A 17,338-nucleotide genomic window follows, 5' to 3' on the forward strand; every position below is an offset into this window, starting at 1 on the left:
CTGGTTGAGTCCGGCGAGGTTGGGCAAGAACAGCTTCGGGGACACATCGACGACGGCCAGGTCGTGTCCGATCGCATCCTGGACCCGGTCACCGGTCAGCGGGCCGCCCAGGCCCAGCTCCAGCAGATCGAGCGCGTCCTGACTGAACAAGGTGGTGAACCACAGCGGGTCGGCGCCCGACCCGTCGATCACCAGGTCGAAACCATGTACGGTCTCGACGTTTTCGCTGCCCCGGTTGGTGGACAGCGTCAGCCGGATCTGCTCGTCGCGACCTACCGCGTGGGCAACCCGTCCGCGCAGATGACGGATGCGATCGTCGGCCAGCAGGGCGTCCTGGACATTGGCCGAGAACACCCCCCGGTCGGTACGGGCAATCGCGTCGCGCCGTTCGTCCACGGTCAGCGCCGTCCAGTCGGTGGGGTCGGAGAACAGCGTGTTCTCGAAGAAGCTCTCGCCGCGGGTGAACAGTGTCACCTGCGGGGAGATCACGGTGATGGTCGAAACCCGGTGCCGGAACAGCTCGTTGAGCATGGCCGCGGCTGTCTCGCCGCCGCCGATGACCGCCACCCGCTCGGCGTTGATCCGCTCCTGCTGGCCCGCGCGATGCCAGAACTGCGCAATCGACAGCACCCGCGGGTTGCCCGGCAGCAATGAACGTTCGGCCTGCCCGGGGCCGGTGATCATCAAACCGTCGGCGTGCACGGTGGTTTCATCGGTGTGCAGCGCCCATTGTTCACCGTCCACGGCGAGACGGTCGACTTCGCCGTACACCACGTTCATCCCGATCTCGTCGGCCACCCAGCGCAGGTACTGGCTCCAGCGGCGGTGGGTCGGAGCCGGCCGGCCGCGGTCGATCCACTGGGCGAACTCACTGGTGGCGATCAGATACGACTGCCAGCTGTGTCGGGTCATCCGCTCGTCGAGCTCGGCGTTGCGGCGCGGCGCCAGCGACGAGCGGTACGGGAAGCCGACGTCTTTTTCCGGGCTGGTCCCCAGCCGCTGCGCGCCATCGGTCCAACCACCGCTGGCTTGCCAGTTGGCGCCGACCCCGAGTCGCTCGATGGCCACCACATCGGGCGCGTCGACGCCCATCTCTCTCAGCACGTGCGCCTTGGCGGCGACAGCCACCGCCTTCACCCCGGCGCCCAGCACGGCAAGTGTGGTCATGTCACGATCTCCTCGAGCGCCTGGGTCCAAAGTGTTTGCAATGCGGCGATATCCGACTCGCTGAGGATGTCGGGCAGCGCACGCCACTGGGTGACCAGCATTTGGTGCTCACCGCTGCCGAGCACGGTGGCCAGCAGGCTCAGCTCGTAACGCACCGCCAGTTCAGGTTCTGGCAGCGGCGAAACTCCGGTCAGCAGTCCACGATCCAGCCACAGTCCGCTGGTGCCGCCGACTTCGGCGCGACCCAGATAGTTCAGCAGCAGCTGCGGTCCCCTGAACTCGGCGAGCCGGCCGGCGGTATCGCCGCGCAGGTAGCGCAGCAGCCCGTAGTCGATGCCGTCGCCGGGGATCGCCGTCAGCAATTCCCGCACCCGTCGCGGATCCTCGGTGTCCACCCGCAACGGATAGATCGCACTCAGAAGTCCGACTGTCTCGCTGGTGTCCAGCGTGGTGTCATCGCCGTCGAACAGGGCATCGGCGCGGCCGTGGGTTTCCAGCGCGAGCAACGGCGGCGGGGTCGGCTGGCCGCGCTCTTGTCGCCACCGGGTCACCATTCGCGATGCCGCAGCGATCAGGACCTCGAAGACCGGCAGACCGGACTGCACCAGCCGGGCAGTGGTGTTCACGTCGAGCATCGCCGTCTGCACCAGCAGTCCACCGGCACGGTCGGTGTCGGGCCATAGCGGTCGCCGACCCAGCTCGGGGTCGTCACCTCCCAGTTGTGCAACCCAATATGGCTCGCTGTCAAGGGATTCGGCTCGCTCGATCAAGGCGTGCACCCAGCGGCGGTAGCTGGTGTGCTCGCGGACGGGGACGGGCGCCCTGCCGTCGATGAGCGCATGCAGGGTCGCGTCGAGCTCGCCGAGTACCACCTGCCACGAGACGGGGTCCATGGCCAGAACGTGGGCGGCCAACAGCAGGACGCTCTGCCCGCTCGGTGGACGCAACCAGACCGCTGCCAACAACTTTCCGCGTTCCGGGTCGAGGCTCTCGATGGCTTGCCCGATGTGGGCGCCGACGGCCGCGTGCATGTCGCCGGACACCGCGACCTCGGCGAGCAGGTCACCGGATTGTCCGGGGCGCAGGGTCATGGTGGCCCGGTCCAGGCGACTGCGCAGCACCTCGTGGCCGTCAACGATGGTCGTCAGCGCCGTCCGCAACTGCTCACCGGTCACGTTCACCGGCAACCGGATGGCTTCGGCCTGTGCCAGTCTGCGCGACTCGCCGAATTCGTAGAGCCACTTCGCATTGGCCAGTAGCGGGATCGATCCGCTTTCAGTTTCGGCATCGGCCGGCGCCGCGGCCATCTCGGCAGCCTCGGCGTCGATAGAACCGGCCAGCTCGCGGACACTGCCACACTCGAGCACCAGCCGGGCACGCAGCGGGATACCGCGCCGGCGCGCGGACTGCACCACTGAGAGAGCCACGATGCTGTCCAGCCCCAGCTCCAGGAAATCAGCGTTCGGGTCGATATGAGCGACCTGCAGGATTTCGGCGATCAACTCGATGAGAGCCGATTCGGTGGCCGTCTCCGGCTCGGTATCGCCCGATTCCGTGCACGCCGCCGAATCGATTGCCGCCAAGGCGGCTTCGTCCAGTTTTCCGTTGGGGGTGAGCGGGATGTCGTCGACCACGACGATGCGCTGCGGGACCATATAGCGGGGCAACCGGGCGATCAGCATGCGTCGCAACTCGGCGACCGACGGTGATCTTCCCGACGAATCCCGCAGCGCCACATAGGCGGTCAACCGCGGAACTCCTTGCCGCTGATGCACCACGACGCTCGCGTGCCGCACTGCGGCATGCGACTCGAGTGCGACCGCGATCTCGGCGGGCTCCACCCGATGGCCGCGGATTTTCACCTGCGCATCGGCGCGTCCGACGTACTGCAGAGATCCGTCGGGTTGGCGCCGCACCAAATCGCCGGTGCGATACATGCGTTCGCCGGCGACGAAGGGATCGGCAACGAAGCGCTGCACTGTTTCGGGTGCACGGCGCAGGTAGCCCCGGGCCAGCTGGGCGCCGCCCAGGTACAGCTCCCCCGCGACCCCGTGCGGCAGCGGGCGCAGCGCGGAGTCCAGCACGTAGCCACGGGTGTAGCGGGTCGGCCGCCCGATCGACGGTTCGTCGTGGTGGTCGATCGCGGCGACCACCGCCTCGACGGTGGTTTCGGTGGGGCCGTAGCAGTTGAAGGCCGTCATCGCGATGCGCCGGCACTGCATCCGGATGAAAGACCACGCACCGCCGCCGAGCGCCTCACCGCCCAGCGCCAGCACCGCCAGCGGCACCCGCGTCAGCAGGCCATTCGCCCTCAGTTGGGCGAACATCGACGGGGTGGTGTCGATCATGTCGATGCGGTGTTCGGCGATGGCGGCCACCAATGCCTCGGCATCGGTTTGGGTGTGTTCGTCGACGACGTGCACGACGTGCCCGCCGAGCAGCGCGACCAACGGCTGCCAGGCCGCGTCGAACGCGAAGGACCACGCATGCGCGATGCGCAGCGGGCGCCCCAGGCGAGCCGCCGCGGGTGTCACGACATGGTCCAGATGGTCGTCGGCGTAGGCGCCAACCGCGGCGTGGGTTCCGATGACGCCCTTGGGTTCTCCGGTTGTTCCCGACGTGAACACCACGTAGGCGGCCTGCTGTGGATGGACCTCGACGGGCCGGAAATCGTCGGGACCGTCGGCGACGAAGTCTTCGTCGATCACGATCGCGGCGCCGCATTGGCGCAAAATCGAGTTCACCCGTTCCGTCGGTATCCCCGGCTCCAGCGGCACGTATGTCGCGCCCGCTTTCAGCACCGCGAGGATCGCCACAACGTAGTGCGGGCCACGCGAAAGCTTGATGGCGACCGGGGTTTCCGCGCCTGCGCCGCGGGCGGCAAGCGCGCCGGCCAGCCGGTTGGCCGTCGCGTCGAGTTCGCCGTAGCTCAGCGTCCCGCCCGCCCAGGTGATGGCCGGGTTGTCGGGGGTCTCGGCGGCGACCGCCGCGAACCGGATGTGAATCCCCTGCGCCGTCGACGGTTTCGCCGAATCGGCATCGAGCGCTGCCGCCTCCTCGGGGAGCAGGACGCTGACGTCGCTCAGTGGGCGATCCCACCGATCCAGTAACCGCTCGGCGGTGGACAGCAGCCGCTCGCCAAGTACCGAAGCCGTCGTCTTTCCCAGCGTGCCGTCGATCACTTCGACCATCAGGACCAGTCCGTCGTCAGCCATGTGCGCGGCCAGCACGATCGGGAAATGGGTGAGGCTTTCCACCGCGGCGGGCCGGAAAGTGACGCCGGTGCCGACCAGCTCGTCTTTGGCCGAGATGCCGCCAGTCGGGAAATTCTCGTAAACCAGCAAGCTGTCGTACATCTCGCCGACACCGCCCAGTGCCCGTAGCTGGGCATGCCCGAGATAGCTGTGTTCGCGCAGCATCGCCGAATCGCGTTGCACGGCGCAGCACTGCTCGCCGACCGTGGCGGCGTTGTTCAGTTGCACTCGCAGGGGCACGGTGTTGATGAACAGGCCGACCATGGTCTCGACGCCGGCCAACTCGGCGGGCCTGCCCGACACCGTCACCCCGAACACGACATCGGCACGATCGGTCAGGCGGGACAGGATGACCGCCCAAGCCATCTGCAGTAACGTATTCAGCGTCACCCCGCGTACACGTGCACCCGTAACCAGCCGGTCGGTGGCTTGGGGGCCGAGTTGCAACTCGGTGCGCCGCGGCAGGCGCGTCGACGTGCGGGCGGCGTCCTCGCCGCCGTAGGCCGCCGAAAGCAGGGTCGGGCCAGGCAGCTCCGCGAGATGCTCACGCCAAACCCGTTGACTGGCCTCCTGATCGCGGCCTGCGAGCCAACCGATGTAGTCCCGATACGGACGTGGCGCAACCGGCAGCGCGCCCGGGTCGCACCCGGCGCGATACAGGATCATCATCTCGGTGACGAACACCGGCAGCGACCAGCCGTCGATCACGATGTGGTGCGCGGTAATCACCAATCGCCAGCGCGCAGCCGGCAATTCGATGAGCAGAAACCGGATCGCCGGTAGCCGTTCGAGGTCGAACGGGCGGCGGCGTTCATCGGCTTCCAGTTCCTCGATGTCCTGTTCGGCGGCGGTGATTTCCCGCCACGGCAGCTCGACTCGCGACGGCACGATCTGCACGGGTCGGGCAATCCCGCGGCTGAAGAAGCTGGCCCGCAGATTCGGATGCCGAATCAACATTTTCGCCGCGCAATCGCGCAGCAAGGCAACGTCGAGAGCGCCATAGACGTCGGCTGCCATTCCGATCACATACGGATCGTCGGCGGGTTCCCCCTCGGTGAATTCGGCCAACGCGGTCAGCGAATACAGGCCCTCCTGAAGAGGGCTCAGCGCCATCACGTCCTCGATGTCGGACGCGATGTCGGCCTGTGTTTCGGCTTCGGCGGCAGTCATGATGTTCCGTCGCGGGACTTCGACCACAGCTGGGTCACCGCAGCCAGGTCGGTAGCCGACAGGCCCGACGTGGTCATCGGCTCGAAGCGAGTGGCGTCAGCTCCGTTGTCCGGCGAAGCGCCGTCCCCTTCCAGCGCATCGACAGCGGCGGCCAATTGCTGCACGGTCGGGTTCTCGAAGATCATCCGCGGGTTCACTGGCAGACCGACAGCCCTTGCCCGCGAAGCTAATTGGACCGACAGGATGCTGTCGCCGCCGAGTGCGAAGAAGTCGTCGAATCGCCCGACGTCGGGGGTCGACAGCAATTCAGCGAACACGGTGGCCAGTGCGCGCTCGGTGTCGGTGCGCGACGGTTCGGTGCGGCCGCTGGTGCTGACCGCGGGCCGGGGCAGCCCCGGCCGATTCAGCTTGCCCGACTCGGTCTTCGGCATCGCGTCGAGCACGGTCAGCGTCGACGGCACCATGTATCCGGGCAGTGTCGTGCTGAGCGCGGCACGCACCGAAGCGGCGAACGCCGCCTTCTCGGCGTCCTCGGTGATGGCCCATTGCGGCACAACGTATCCGGCCAGGCTGGTGCCGTCGTGCACCTCCCAGGTCCGCGCGGCCGCGGCAGCGACGCCGTCGGCTGCGGCCAGCGCCGCCTCGACCTCGGCAAGCTCGACCCGGAATCCGCGCACCTGCACCTGGTGGTCGGCGCGGCCGGCGAACTCCAATTGGCCGTCTTCGGTCCACCGGGCCAGGTCGCCGCTGCGATACAACCGGCTACCGGGTTCGGCGCCAAAAGGATTGGCAATGAAACGTGACGACGTCAGGCCGGGACGCTTCCAGTAGCCACGCGCCAACTGGTCGCCGGCGTAATACAACTCGCCGACCACACCAACCGGCACCGGGCGTAGCCCGTCATCGAGCAGATAGGCCTGCGCGCCGGCGACCGGCGACCCGACCAGCGGGCTTGGCGGGCTCAGCCGCCCTCGGGACATCGCACCGGAGGTCTCGGTGGAGCCGATGTTGTTCAGCAACTCGGGACCGTGCCCGACGCTGTCGACGCACGCGGCCGTCAGCCGCTGCAACAGCGAAACGCTCACCGGTTCTCCACCGCACACCAGGCGGGCCAGCGATCGCACCGAGTCCGGCGCACTGTCCACCAAGGCGGATACCAGGCTGGGTACCGCGGTGATTTGCGCGACAGACTCGCGTTTCATCAGCACCGCAAGCGCTTCCGCGTCGCGGTGCTCGGCGTCGTCGGCCAAGATCATGGTGGCACCGGCGGCCAAACCGGCGAGCAATTCCATGCCGCCTTCGAGGAACGTCATCGAGGCTTGCGACAGGCGGATGTCTTCGGCTTTCGGCGGATAGTGCCGCAGTTGCCAATCCAGTCGGGCCGCCATCGCACGTTGAGTTCCCACCGCGCCCTTGGGTTTTCCGGTCGATCCGGAGGTGAAGACCAAATACATCGGATCCTCGGGATGCGGCAGGCGCGGCCTCGACATCGGCGGCTCCGATCTCGCCATGACGGCTCGGACCTCGGGGTCATCGAGCGAGACCACCGCGGCCGCATACTCGTCCGGCATGGTGCCGACGGCCTCGACCGTTGCCACCACGCACTGGGGCGCGACGTCGTCGAGCATGAACTGCTTACGTGCCGCCGGATAGGCGGGATCGATCGGGAAATACGCGCCGCCGGCCTTGACGATGGCCAGTAGCGCCACCACCATGTCGAGGCCACGCCGGCTCGACAGCCCGACGAACGATCCCGGCCGCACACCGCGACCGGTGAGCAGTGCCGCCAGGTTGTCCGAACGGCGATGCAGCGCAACGTAGTCCAAGTCCTCACCTGAGCACCGCACCGCCACGCGCCCGGATCCGCACTGCCTGCTGGCCTCGAGCATTTCCGGCACCGTGCATAGCCGGTCGGCGGGCGGCTGATCGCCGCGACTCCACTCGGCCAGAATCCGGTGCTGCTCGTCGGCGTCGGTCAACACCACGTCACGCAGACTCTGATCGATGTCGTCGGCGAACTCGGTGACGACCAGAGTCAGCCAGCCCGCCAACCGTTCGATCGTCTGCCGTTGGTAGAGCTCGGTTCGGAAGATGAGGTGGCCGTTATAGCCGGTGTCGTCGGATCCGTCAGTGCCGAAGAAGTTGACGCTGAGGTCGGCGTGTGCCATGTCGAAAACCGGGTCCAGCGAAGTGCATACGGTGTCTTGGCCGTCAGGCGCCGATTCGATGACTCGTGAGGCGGGCAGGTGATCGCGCACGTGCACGATGACCTGAAACAGCGGATTACGGGACAGCGATCGCACCGGGCTGACGCTGTCGACCACCCTGTCGAACGGCAGATCCTGGTGAGCGTAGGCGGCCAACGCAGTGTCGCGCGCCCTGCGCAGCACGTCACGCAGCGTCGGGTTGCCACGTAAATCGTTGCGCAGCACCAGGATGTTGACGAAAAAGCCGATCAGCTGATCGAGTTCGGCCTCCGGTCGCCCGGCGACCGGCGTGCCCAAGGGGATGTCCACGCCGCTTCCCGCCTTGTGCAGTACCACGGCGACGGCGGCTTGCAGCGCCATGAACTCGGTGACGCCCAACTCGCGGCACCGCTCGGCGAGCTTGGCGCGGGTAGTCGAATCGATACAGAATGTCACCGATTCGCCGTCCCCGCTGGGCAGTGGCGGGCGGGGGAAGTCGGGTCGCAGCCCGCTGGCCTCCGGTAGGCCGGCCAATTGGCTCTTCCAGTAGCCCCGCTGCTCGGCGGCAACCGCCGTCTCTTGTCCGCCCGGCTCGCCCAGGAAGGTGCGTTGCCAGGCAGCGTAATCCGCATACTGCACGCGCAGCGGCGCCCACGACGGGGCTTCGCCGTCGCGCCGCGCACGGTAGGCGGTGATGACGTCGGAGAACAGCACGCCCGCAGACCAGTGGTCGGACGCGATGTGATGGACCACCAGCGACAGCACCTGTTCGCCGGTGTATCCGGTGTCCAGCACGGCGACGCGGATCGGCCATTCGCGATCCAGTTCGAAGCAGTGCCGGCGCTCGGCCTCGAGTCGCTCCCGCAACCACTCATCGCCATCGCCCGCGTCACGGCGCACCGCAAGCTCGCTCACCGGGTTTACCACCTGGTACGGAACGCCCTCGACATCGATGTAGGTGGTGCGCAGGATCTCGTGACGGGCCACGACGTCACCGACCGCGGCGACCAGCGCGTCGATGTCCCACGGTCCAGTCAACTTCGCGGCGAACGGGATGTTGTTGATCGGACTCGGCCCGTCGACGCGGTAGGCGAACCAGCTACGCAGTTGCGACGCCGATAGCGGAAGCGGTTCGTCGTGGGTGGTCGCAACGAGTTTGGGCCGTGCCTGCGCACGGCCACCGGATCGCAGCTCGTCGACCCGCTCCGCCAGCAGTCCGACGGTGGCGAGCTCGAAGATGTCGCGGATACCCAGCTCGACTTCGCATTCCGAGCGGATCGCGGTGGCCAGTTTGGTGGCCACCAGCGAGTGGCCGCCGAGATCGAAAAACGAGTCGTCCACGCCGATCCGATCGTGACCGAGCAAGCTGGAAAACAGTGCGGCGATGCGGCGTTCGGTCACGGTGGCGGGGTCGCGGTATTGCATCTTCGCCGCGATTTCAGGCTCCGGCAATGCCGTGCGGTCGATCTTGCCGTGCGCCGTGATCGGTATCTCGTCGAGCACGACATAGGCGGCCGGGGTCATGTACTCCGGCAGCGCTGCCGCCACCCTCGCCCGAATCCGCTCGAGGTCAACGGTGTCGCGGCCGGCGCCATCGGCGGGCGTCAGATAACCCACCAAGCTCTTGCCCAGATGTGGCAGGTCCGCGGTCAGCACGACTGCCTGCCCGACACTGGGGTCAACCGAGATCGCCGCGCCGACCTCGCCCAGTTCGATACGGAAGCCACGAATCTTCACCTGCTCGTCGGCCCGACCGACGAACTCGATATCGCCGTCGGCGTTGCGACGTGCCAGGTCGCCGGAACGGTACAGCCGGGCGCCGGGCGTAAAAGGATCGGCGACGAAGCGTTCCGCGGTCAGGCCCGGCCTGCGATGGTAGCCGCCCGCCACATGCGTCCCACCGATGTAGATTTCGCCGATCACGCCCACCGGAACTGGTTGTAGCGCGTCGTCGAGGAGATGCACCTGGGTATTGATCTTGGGTCGGCCGATCGGCACCACCCGGGTGCCCTGCGCGCCCTCCACCGGGTAACTGGTGGCGTTGACCACGGTTTCGGTGGGGCCGTAGAAGTTGTACAACAGCGCGTCGAACGTGGCATGAAATTTATCGGCGATCTCGCCGGGCAGGGGTTCACCACCGATGGGCACCCGGCGCAGGGTGCGCCACTGGTTGACGCCGGGCAGCGACAGGAACAAGCCCAGCAGCGAGGGAACGAAGTGCATCGAGGTGATGCCCTCGCGCCGCAGCAACTCGGTCAGGTATCCGATGTCGCGCAGGCCGTCCGGCCGCGGAATCACGAGGCGTGCACCGCAAATCAGCGTGCCGAAGATTTCGCCCATCGACACGTCGAAGCTGGGCGAGGCCACTTGCAGCAACCGGTCGGTTTCGTCGACTCGGTATTCTTCGCCGAACCAGACGAAGTACTCGGCGATCGGCGCGTGCGGCACCGGAACGCCCTTGGGTAGCCCGGTAGAACCCGAGGTATAGATCAGATAGGCGGTGTTGCGCGGGCTCAGCGGCCGGACCAGTTCGGCACTCCCCGGAGCGGTCGCCGGATAGTCGGTCAGCCCGGTAACGGGTTCGCGCAAAACCAGTTTCGCCGCCGCGTCATCCAGAATGAACGCCACTCGCTCGTCCGGATATGCCGGGTCGACCGGCAGATACACCGCTCCGGCTTTGAGAATGCCCAGCGCGGTGATGACCAATTCGGGTGACTTGTCGAGCAAGACCGCCACTCGGTCCTCGGTGCCGATTCCGTGGCCGATCAGCCAATGCGCCAGCCGGTTTGATTCCTCGCCGATCTCGCGATAGCTGTACTGACGACCTTCGTAGACGACGGCGACGGCGTCCGGCGTCAGGGCCGCGCGCGCGGTGACCAGGTCGGGCAGCGTGCTGGCCGGGGTGCTGAAGCTTTCACCCGACGAAACTTGGCGCAGCCACGCGGCGTCGTCCTCGCTCATCAGTCCGCACGCCGACAGCGTGATATCCGGATTCGCCAGCGCGTTGTCCAACAGGACGCCGTAGTGCTGCAGGAGTTGATCGACCAACGGTCGATCCAAAACCTCGACCAGGTACTCGGCCTCGACCACGGCACCGCGATCCGAACCCGCTGCGGGCCTGTCCAATTCGACCATCAGGCTCAGTGGCAGTTGGCTGACGTGGCCGCGCAGCTGGGCGCGCTCGCACCGCACGCCCGGCGGGCAGAAGCCGCCGCCGTCGGGCTCGCGTAATCCGAAGCTGACGCGGGTCATTCGCTCGGCCCCGTGCCGGCGGTCCGGGTTGGAGGCACGCACGAGCCACTCCAGGTCGACGTGCGAGTGGGCGAGGGCGCCTAGCGCGCCGTCCCGGGTCTGCACCAGGAGCTCGCGGAACGTCAACCGGGGCTCCGGCCGCATCCGCATCACCAGGGTGTTGCCGTAATACCCGATCGCACTCTCGGTCCCGGCGCTGCGATTGAGCACCGGGGTGGCGACCAGGAAGTCCGATGCGTGCGTGTAGCGATGCACCAGCGCGCCGAACGCGGCCGTCAACACCATGTAGGGGGTGGCGCCGGTTTCCCTGGCCAGCGTCGCGGCACGCCGGATGGTTTCTGCCGACAGCCGCGCGGTGGCCCGCTGCGCGCGCCAGGTGCTGGGCACCACCGAGCCGCTGGGGCCGGGAAGCTCAAGCGGTTCAGGCAGATCCGACATCAGCGAACGCCAATAAGCCTGATCCTCGTCACTGCTTCGCACTGGGTCGGTGGCAATGTTCAGCGGCGTTCCCGTGCCGCCGTCGACGTAGGCGCGGGTGAGGTCGGTGAAGAACGGAGCCCACGAACCGTCGTCCCACGCGACATGGTGCGCGGTGAGCAGCAGGATCAACTCGTCGGGGCCCACTCGCACGGCCGCGACCCGCAACGGCGAATCCTTGTCCAGGTCGAACGGCTGCGCAAACTGTCGCTGCGCCAGCACTTCCAGCCTGAGCCGCCGGGCTTGCTCGGCAAGGCCGGACAAATCGTGCTCGGCCCAGTCCGGCCGCAGATCTGCACGAATCACCGGATAGGGGTTGCCGTCCCCGTCCGTCTGGTACGTCGTGCGCAGGATCGGGTGACGCACCGCGACGGCCTCCACTGCCTGCCGCAGTCGCGTGATATCGACGTTGCCGGTGACGCGATAAGAGACGCAGATGTTGAGTAGCGCGCTGTTGGGGTCGACTGACTGGACGAACCACATCCGGCGCTGGCCATCGGACATCTCCGGAAGCTGCTCGGTATCCATCGCAGCGTCAGCGTCGTCGGCGACGGCCGGTCGAGACAGGCCACGCTCAGCGATCTTGCGGCGCAGCAATTCCAGGCGTTGCGCATCGAGCGTGCCGAGGCCGGTGGTGTCAGTCACGCGTGGATTCCAACCTTCCTCGTGTCTTGGCCGTTGGTCGAGCCAGAGCCCAAGACGTCGATCAATTCGTTGACGGTGATTCCGCCGAGCATCCGCGCCACCGGCGCCGAGTGCCCCACGGCCCGGCGCAGGCGTCGGCGCAGATCGAGCGCCAACAGCGAATCCAGACCGAGGTCAATGAGCGACGCGGTCGGGTCGATCGACACCGAATCGCCCATGTGCAGCGTCGCCGCGAGCTCACCCCGCACGACGTCGGCGAGCGGTCGCCCACCGGAGTGGTTGCGCTGCTGGGCATCCGCCAGGCCCGACGGCGCTTGGAACGGCATCGAGATTCCCTGGCTCTCGAAGAACACCCGAAGCCGATCGAAGTCCGCGTCGAAGATCAACGGATCGTCGCCATACCGACCCAGACTGGCGTCCACCGCCGACTCGGATCGCATGGCAACGAGACCCGAGCGCTGAGTGCGGGCGAGCTCATCGGCCGTCACAACTCCGGCGTCTTGCCACAGTCCCCATCGAATCGCCGTGCAGTCCAAGCCCCTTGAACGCAGCTGGGCAGCCAGTACATCGAGGATCCGGTTCGACGCCGCGTACGCGGCGTGGCCACGACCACCCCAGACTCCAAACACCGACGAGCAAGCCAAGACCCGGCAGTCCGGCTGCAACGGCCACACGTCGGCCATCACCGCCAGCCCCCTTACCTTCGCGGCACACACCGCGGCGAGGTCGGCACCGGTGAGGTCGGCGTGGACGGATGCCGCGGCAATTCCGGCGGTGTGGATCAGCATCGATGCGCCGGTGCCGCCGTATTCGGCGGCGACGGCCGCTACCGCCGCGCGATCGGTGATATCGCACTGCGCGGCGAACACCTGCACGTCATGTTGCCCGGCCAGCCGGCTCATCGCCTCGGGCTCTATACCGTTGCGACTCAACAGGACTACTTTGCGCGCGCCGTGTTCGATGCAGTACTGCGCGTAACGCAGACCGATCGCACCGCTGCCACCCGTTATCACCACGTTCTGCAGCACGGCCGCGTCGAGCGGTCGCGTGGTGACGGAATCGTGATGCTCGCGCAGGGTCCGGATGAAGCGTCGCGGCGCAGACGTGCCCCGAACGGTGTTGACGCGCAAAGCCATGACACCGGCGTTGTCGAGCAGCGCGTCGAGGACGGCGGCCGCGGTCTGCTCGTCCACCTCGCCGGCGGGCAGGTCGAGAGTTCCGAATGCCTGGTCGCCGTATTCGAAACCGACGCTGCGGTGCATCGCGGCGAGCGCTGACTGTGCAGGCCGGGGATCTGCATCACCGGGCAGGACCCTCTCCCCACCGGCGGTGAGCAGCCACACGGTTCGGCATCGCGGGCCGATGATCGCGTCGTAATCCGGCAACCCCACATCGGTGCGGGCGGCGATCTGTTCGACAGCGTCCACCGCGTCAGGCTGATTGAGTTCCGGTGCGATCACCGCGACGATTTCCGCCTCGCTCGGCCGCACCGACTCGTGATGCGCCGCGGCGGCGGCGGTCAGTAGCCGCGCCAGCGGTGCGTCGCTGTCGCCGACGATCGCGATCCCGCAACGTGTCGTGTGCGATGGCGTCTTTTGCACCGTTGGCTGCCAATCTTCGACGGCGATGGTCAGCGCGGTGGTCGACTCCGAGACCCTGCCGGTGCCTGGGTGGGGCGCGGCCCATAAATGCACCGCTCGCATTGGGGCATTGGGGAATCCGCGCAGCGGTGGTTTCAGACCCGCGGGCAACGCGTCGGCCCATGGGTAGCCGGGATCAGCTATGGCAGCGGCGGCGATGTTCGCCGACAACACATCGCTGATCGGCTCGTCACGGTGGCCCGAGCCGACAATCACCGCCGAGTCGTCACCGACCAGTTCGACCAGCGGGTACAACAGCGAAGGATGCGCGGACACCTCTATGAAAGAGTTGGCCCCGCATTTCTGGCCGGCTACGACCGCGCGGTCAAAACGCACTGTGCCGCAAAGACTTTCATACCAGTACTGAGCGAAATCAACGCCGCTACCGACTTCGGCGCCGATGGCCGAGCCGATGAAAGCCATCGGGCCCTCGGCGAAGCTCGACGTGGGTAGCAGTTCGTTCAGTTCGGCGCGCAGCGGCCGCAGCGCGCTGGTATGGCCTGGATAGTCCACGGTGAGCCGGTGCGCGAACACGCCCCGCTGCTGAGCCAGCTCCGTTACGGCGATCACGGCGTCGTGGTCCCCCGACACCACGGTGGCCGACGGTGCGTTGACCGCGGATACCTCCAGCCAGCCCGGCGTTTCACCGATCAGCGCGTTCGCCTCGTCGACCCCGACGCCGAGCACAGCCATGCCATAGTGGCCGGTCAGCCGGTCGACTGCCGCTGCGCGCGCCCCGACCAGTGCGACCGCATCGGATAACGAGATCTTGTCGGCCACATAGGCCGCCGCGATCTCGCCGAGGCTGTGTCCGATGGTGATATCGGGAAGCACTCCGCAGAATCGCCACTGCGATGCCAAGCTGACCGCGTGGACGAATTGCGCTCCCTGGATCTGGGTCCGTGACCATTTCTGGTCGTCGTCACCCTGCAGGTACGGCAGCGGCGACGATAGCCCCGCCGCGACGAACGCCGCCACGCAGCGGTCGGCTTCGGCACGGTATGCGGGCAGCCGGCGGTAGGCATCGGCTCCCATCGACTGCCACTGGTTACCCTGCCCCGGGAAGACGAACGCGGCAGATGGCGCAACGCTTTTCGACGACCGGGCGATCAGCGGATGCTCTTCGTCGTGGGCCAGCGCGGACAGGCCGTCCACCAGCTCGCTGCGATTGGCCGCCCGCACCACGGCACGGTGCCGTCGTACACGTCGCAGGCGGATCAGGGTGGACGCGACTTCAGCCGTCGGATCGTGGTCCGGCGCGATTCGGTCGACGTGGCCGAGGATCGCCCATGCGTCCTGCGTGATCAGCGTTTCGTCATGCGCCGAAAGTAAAACCGGCACACGCCCGTCGGGCAGCGGATGGGCCAGCATCACGCCACCTCGGGAAGTGCGACGATGACGTGGGCGTTGGTGCCCGCGATCCCGAACGCTGACGTGGCTGCGACCCGTTGACCATTGACGGCAGGCCACGGCGTCAATGTGGTCGCAAGGCGCAAACCTTGCTTTTCCCAGTCGATCTCGGGGCTCGCCTCGGCAACATGCAAGGTGGGCGGCACCGCGCAGTGCTCGGCGGCCACCAGAATCTTGGCCAGACCCAACGCCCCGCTGGCAGCCAAGGCGTGGCCCAGGTTTGATTTCACCGATCCCAACAGGGCGCCGCGACCGGGTTCGGTGTCGCCGTATGTCTGCGCCAGCGACTGCAACTCGGTACGGTCCCCGAGCCTGGTGCCGGTGCCATGCCCTTCGACCATCCCGACCTCGTCGGGACGGACACCCGCCTCGGCGATGGCGCGACGGAACAAACTGACCTGGGCCGCGCCGTTCGGCGCACTCAGACCGGCACTGCGGCCGTCGTGGTTGGTGGCGCTGCCGCGAACTTCGGCAAGGATGTATCGCCCGTCACGTAGTGCCGCTGACTTTCGTTGCAGCACAAAGACCGCTGCCCCCTCCGCCCAGACGGTCCCGCTGGCCTGGGCGCTGAAAGCACGGCAGTGGCCGTCGTCAGACAGGGCGTGCTGCTTGGAGAACTCGACGAAGAATCCCGGCGAGCCCAGCACGTTGACTCCGCCGGCCAGCGCCACGTCGCAGTCACCGTTCTGCACTCCGCGCACGGCAGCGTGAAAAGCCACCAGCGCCGACGCGCACGACGAGTCGATCGTCACCGCCGGGCCCATCGATCCCAGGGTGTAAGCGATCCGGCCGGATATCACGCTCAACGCCGTCCCGGCGAGCAGATGGCCGCTGTATTCCGAGAACTCAGCCATCTGCGGTCCGTAACCGGTGGCGGACGCACCTAGATAGCAGCCCATATCGTGGCCGGCCATGTCGTCCGGATTGATGCCGCTGTTTTCCAGCGCCCGCCACGACACCCGCAGCGCTACACGCTGCTGGGGATCCATCGCGACGGCCTCACGCGGCGAAATCCCGAAGAATTCCGGATCGAACGTGGTCGCGCCGGCGAGGAATCCGCCACGGTCATGGATCTCTTTGAAACCGTTGCGCCGTGACCCGGCGAGCAGTTCGCGGATCGACCAGCCGCGATCGGTGGGGAACGGACTCAGCGCCTCGCGGCCGTGGACCAGCAACTCCCAATACGCCTCGGCGGTGTCGATCCCGCCGGGCGCTTCCAGCGCCATCCCGACGATCACCACCGGGTCGTCGGCCGCAAACCTGTGCTCAGCCACCAGCATTCACCTGCGCGGCAACGGCTTCGATGTGATCGTCGAGGTAGAAGTGTCCGCCGTCGTACCAGGACAGGTCGAACGAGCCGGCGGTGTGCTCCTGCCACAGTTGAAGTTCTGCGGCATCAACGCGCAGGTCGCCATGGGCTCCCAATACGGAAATGTCGGCGGAGATTTGAATGTCGGGGCCGCAGGTGTAGCGGTTGATCGCGGCGTAGTCGGCACGCATTGCGGTGACCAGCAGCTCGGCAAATTCCGGGTCGGCGAGCAGGGCGGCATCGGTCCCGCCGAAGTCGGTCATATCGACGAGCAGATCGTCGTGGCTGGTCGGCAAATCAGGTTTAGCTGCGACGGCCGACGGCGCGGGAGCCGCCGACGCCCACAGCCGTTCCACTGCGGCGCCGCGGGATTCGGCGATCCTGGCGAATTCGAAAGCGACGACTGCACCCATGCTGTGGCCGAAGAGCCGCAAGGGCGCCACCTGACGCCAGGGACCGGCGATGAACAAACTGCGTGCGAGATCCTGCACGTTTTCGGCGGCGGGCTCACGGAGTCGCTCAGCGCGCAGCGGATACTGGACGATGTACGCATCACCGCCGCCAGCGGCCAGCGCGAGCGCCAGCTTGCGGTAGCCCGTCGCCGCGCCGCCGGCGTGCGGGAACACGACGGTAGCGCCTTGCGCTCCCGCGCCCCGGCCGGGGATTCGCTTGATCCAGGAAGGAAATTCCTTCTTCTGCACCGCTCTCAGATTGTCGAAAATCATTGCACCGTGTCAATTCCAGCGATGGCGGCCGCAACGTGGCCGGCGTCCATGTGGATGACTTCCAGGTATAGCTCGGCGACCTGATCCAGCCGGGCCGGATCGG

At 67.2% G+C, this 17,338-nt stretch carries 6 protein-coding genes; all 6 read right to left on the bottom strand.

The genetic code is table 11. The features are described 5' to 3' along the window. On the bottom strand, nt 1-1,167 hold a 1,167-nt coding region (mbtG, locus tag WAN02_RS22540), incomplete at its 3' end, for an NADPH-dependent L-lysine N(6)-monooxygenase MbtG (RefSeq protein WP_422266547.1). Further along, on the bottom strand, nt 1,164-5,591 hold the full coding sequence (locus WAN02_RS22545) for an amino acid adenylation domain-containing protein (RefSeq protein ID WP_422266549.1): 4,428 nt from the start codon (nt 5,589-5,591) through the stop codon (nt 1,164-1,166). The genes WAN02_RS22545 and mbtG, both read right to left, overlap by 4 nt. Continuing rightward, on the bottom strand, nt 5,588-12,151 hold the full coding sequence (locus tag WAN02_RS22550) for an amino acid adenylation domain-containing protein (RefSeq protein ID WP_422266551.1): 6,564 nt from the start codon (nt 12,149-12,151) through the stop codon (nt 5,588-5,590). Before WAN02_RS22550 ends, WAN02_RS22545 begins: the two co-directional genes overlap by 4 nt. Further along, nucleotides 12,148-15,162 (bottom strand): mycobactin polyketide synthase MbtD, encoded by a 3,015-nt coding sequence (gene mbtD / locus WAN02_RS22555; RefSeq protein WP_422266553.1) that lies wholly within the window; start codon nt 15,160-15,162, stop codon nt 12,148-12,150. The genes WAN02_RS22550 and mbtD overlap by 4 nt, the downstream gene beginning before the upstream one ends. Further along, nucleotides 15,162-16,475, bottom strand: coding sequence for a polyketide synthase (locus WAN02_RS22560; protein ID WP_422266555.1), 1,314 nt, complete (start codon nt 16,473-16,475; stop codon nt 15,162-15,164). The genes mbtD and WAN02_RS22560 overlap by 1 nt, the downstream gene beginning before the upstream one ends. Next, a complete protein-coding gene (locus WAN02_RS22565) occupies nt 16,468-17,235 on the bottom strand; it encodes a thioesterase II family protein (protein WP_422266557.1) in 768 nt (255 codons plus the stop codon). Before WAN02_RS22565 ends, WAN02_RS22560 begins: the two co-directional genes overlap by 8 nt. Between the last annotated feature and the right edge of the window lie 103 nt (nt 17,236-17,338).

It is taken from the genome of Mycobacterium sp., from assembly GCF_049281135.1.
In the GTDB taxonomy this organism is placed as follows: domain Bacteria; phylum Actinomycetota; class Actinomycetes; order Mycobacteriales; family Mycobacteriaceae; genus Mycobacterium.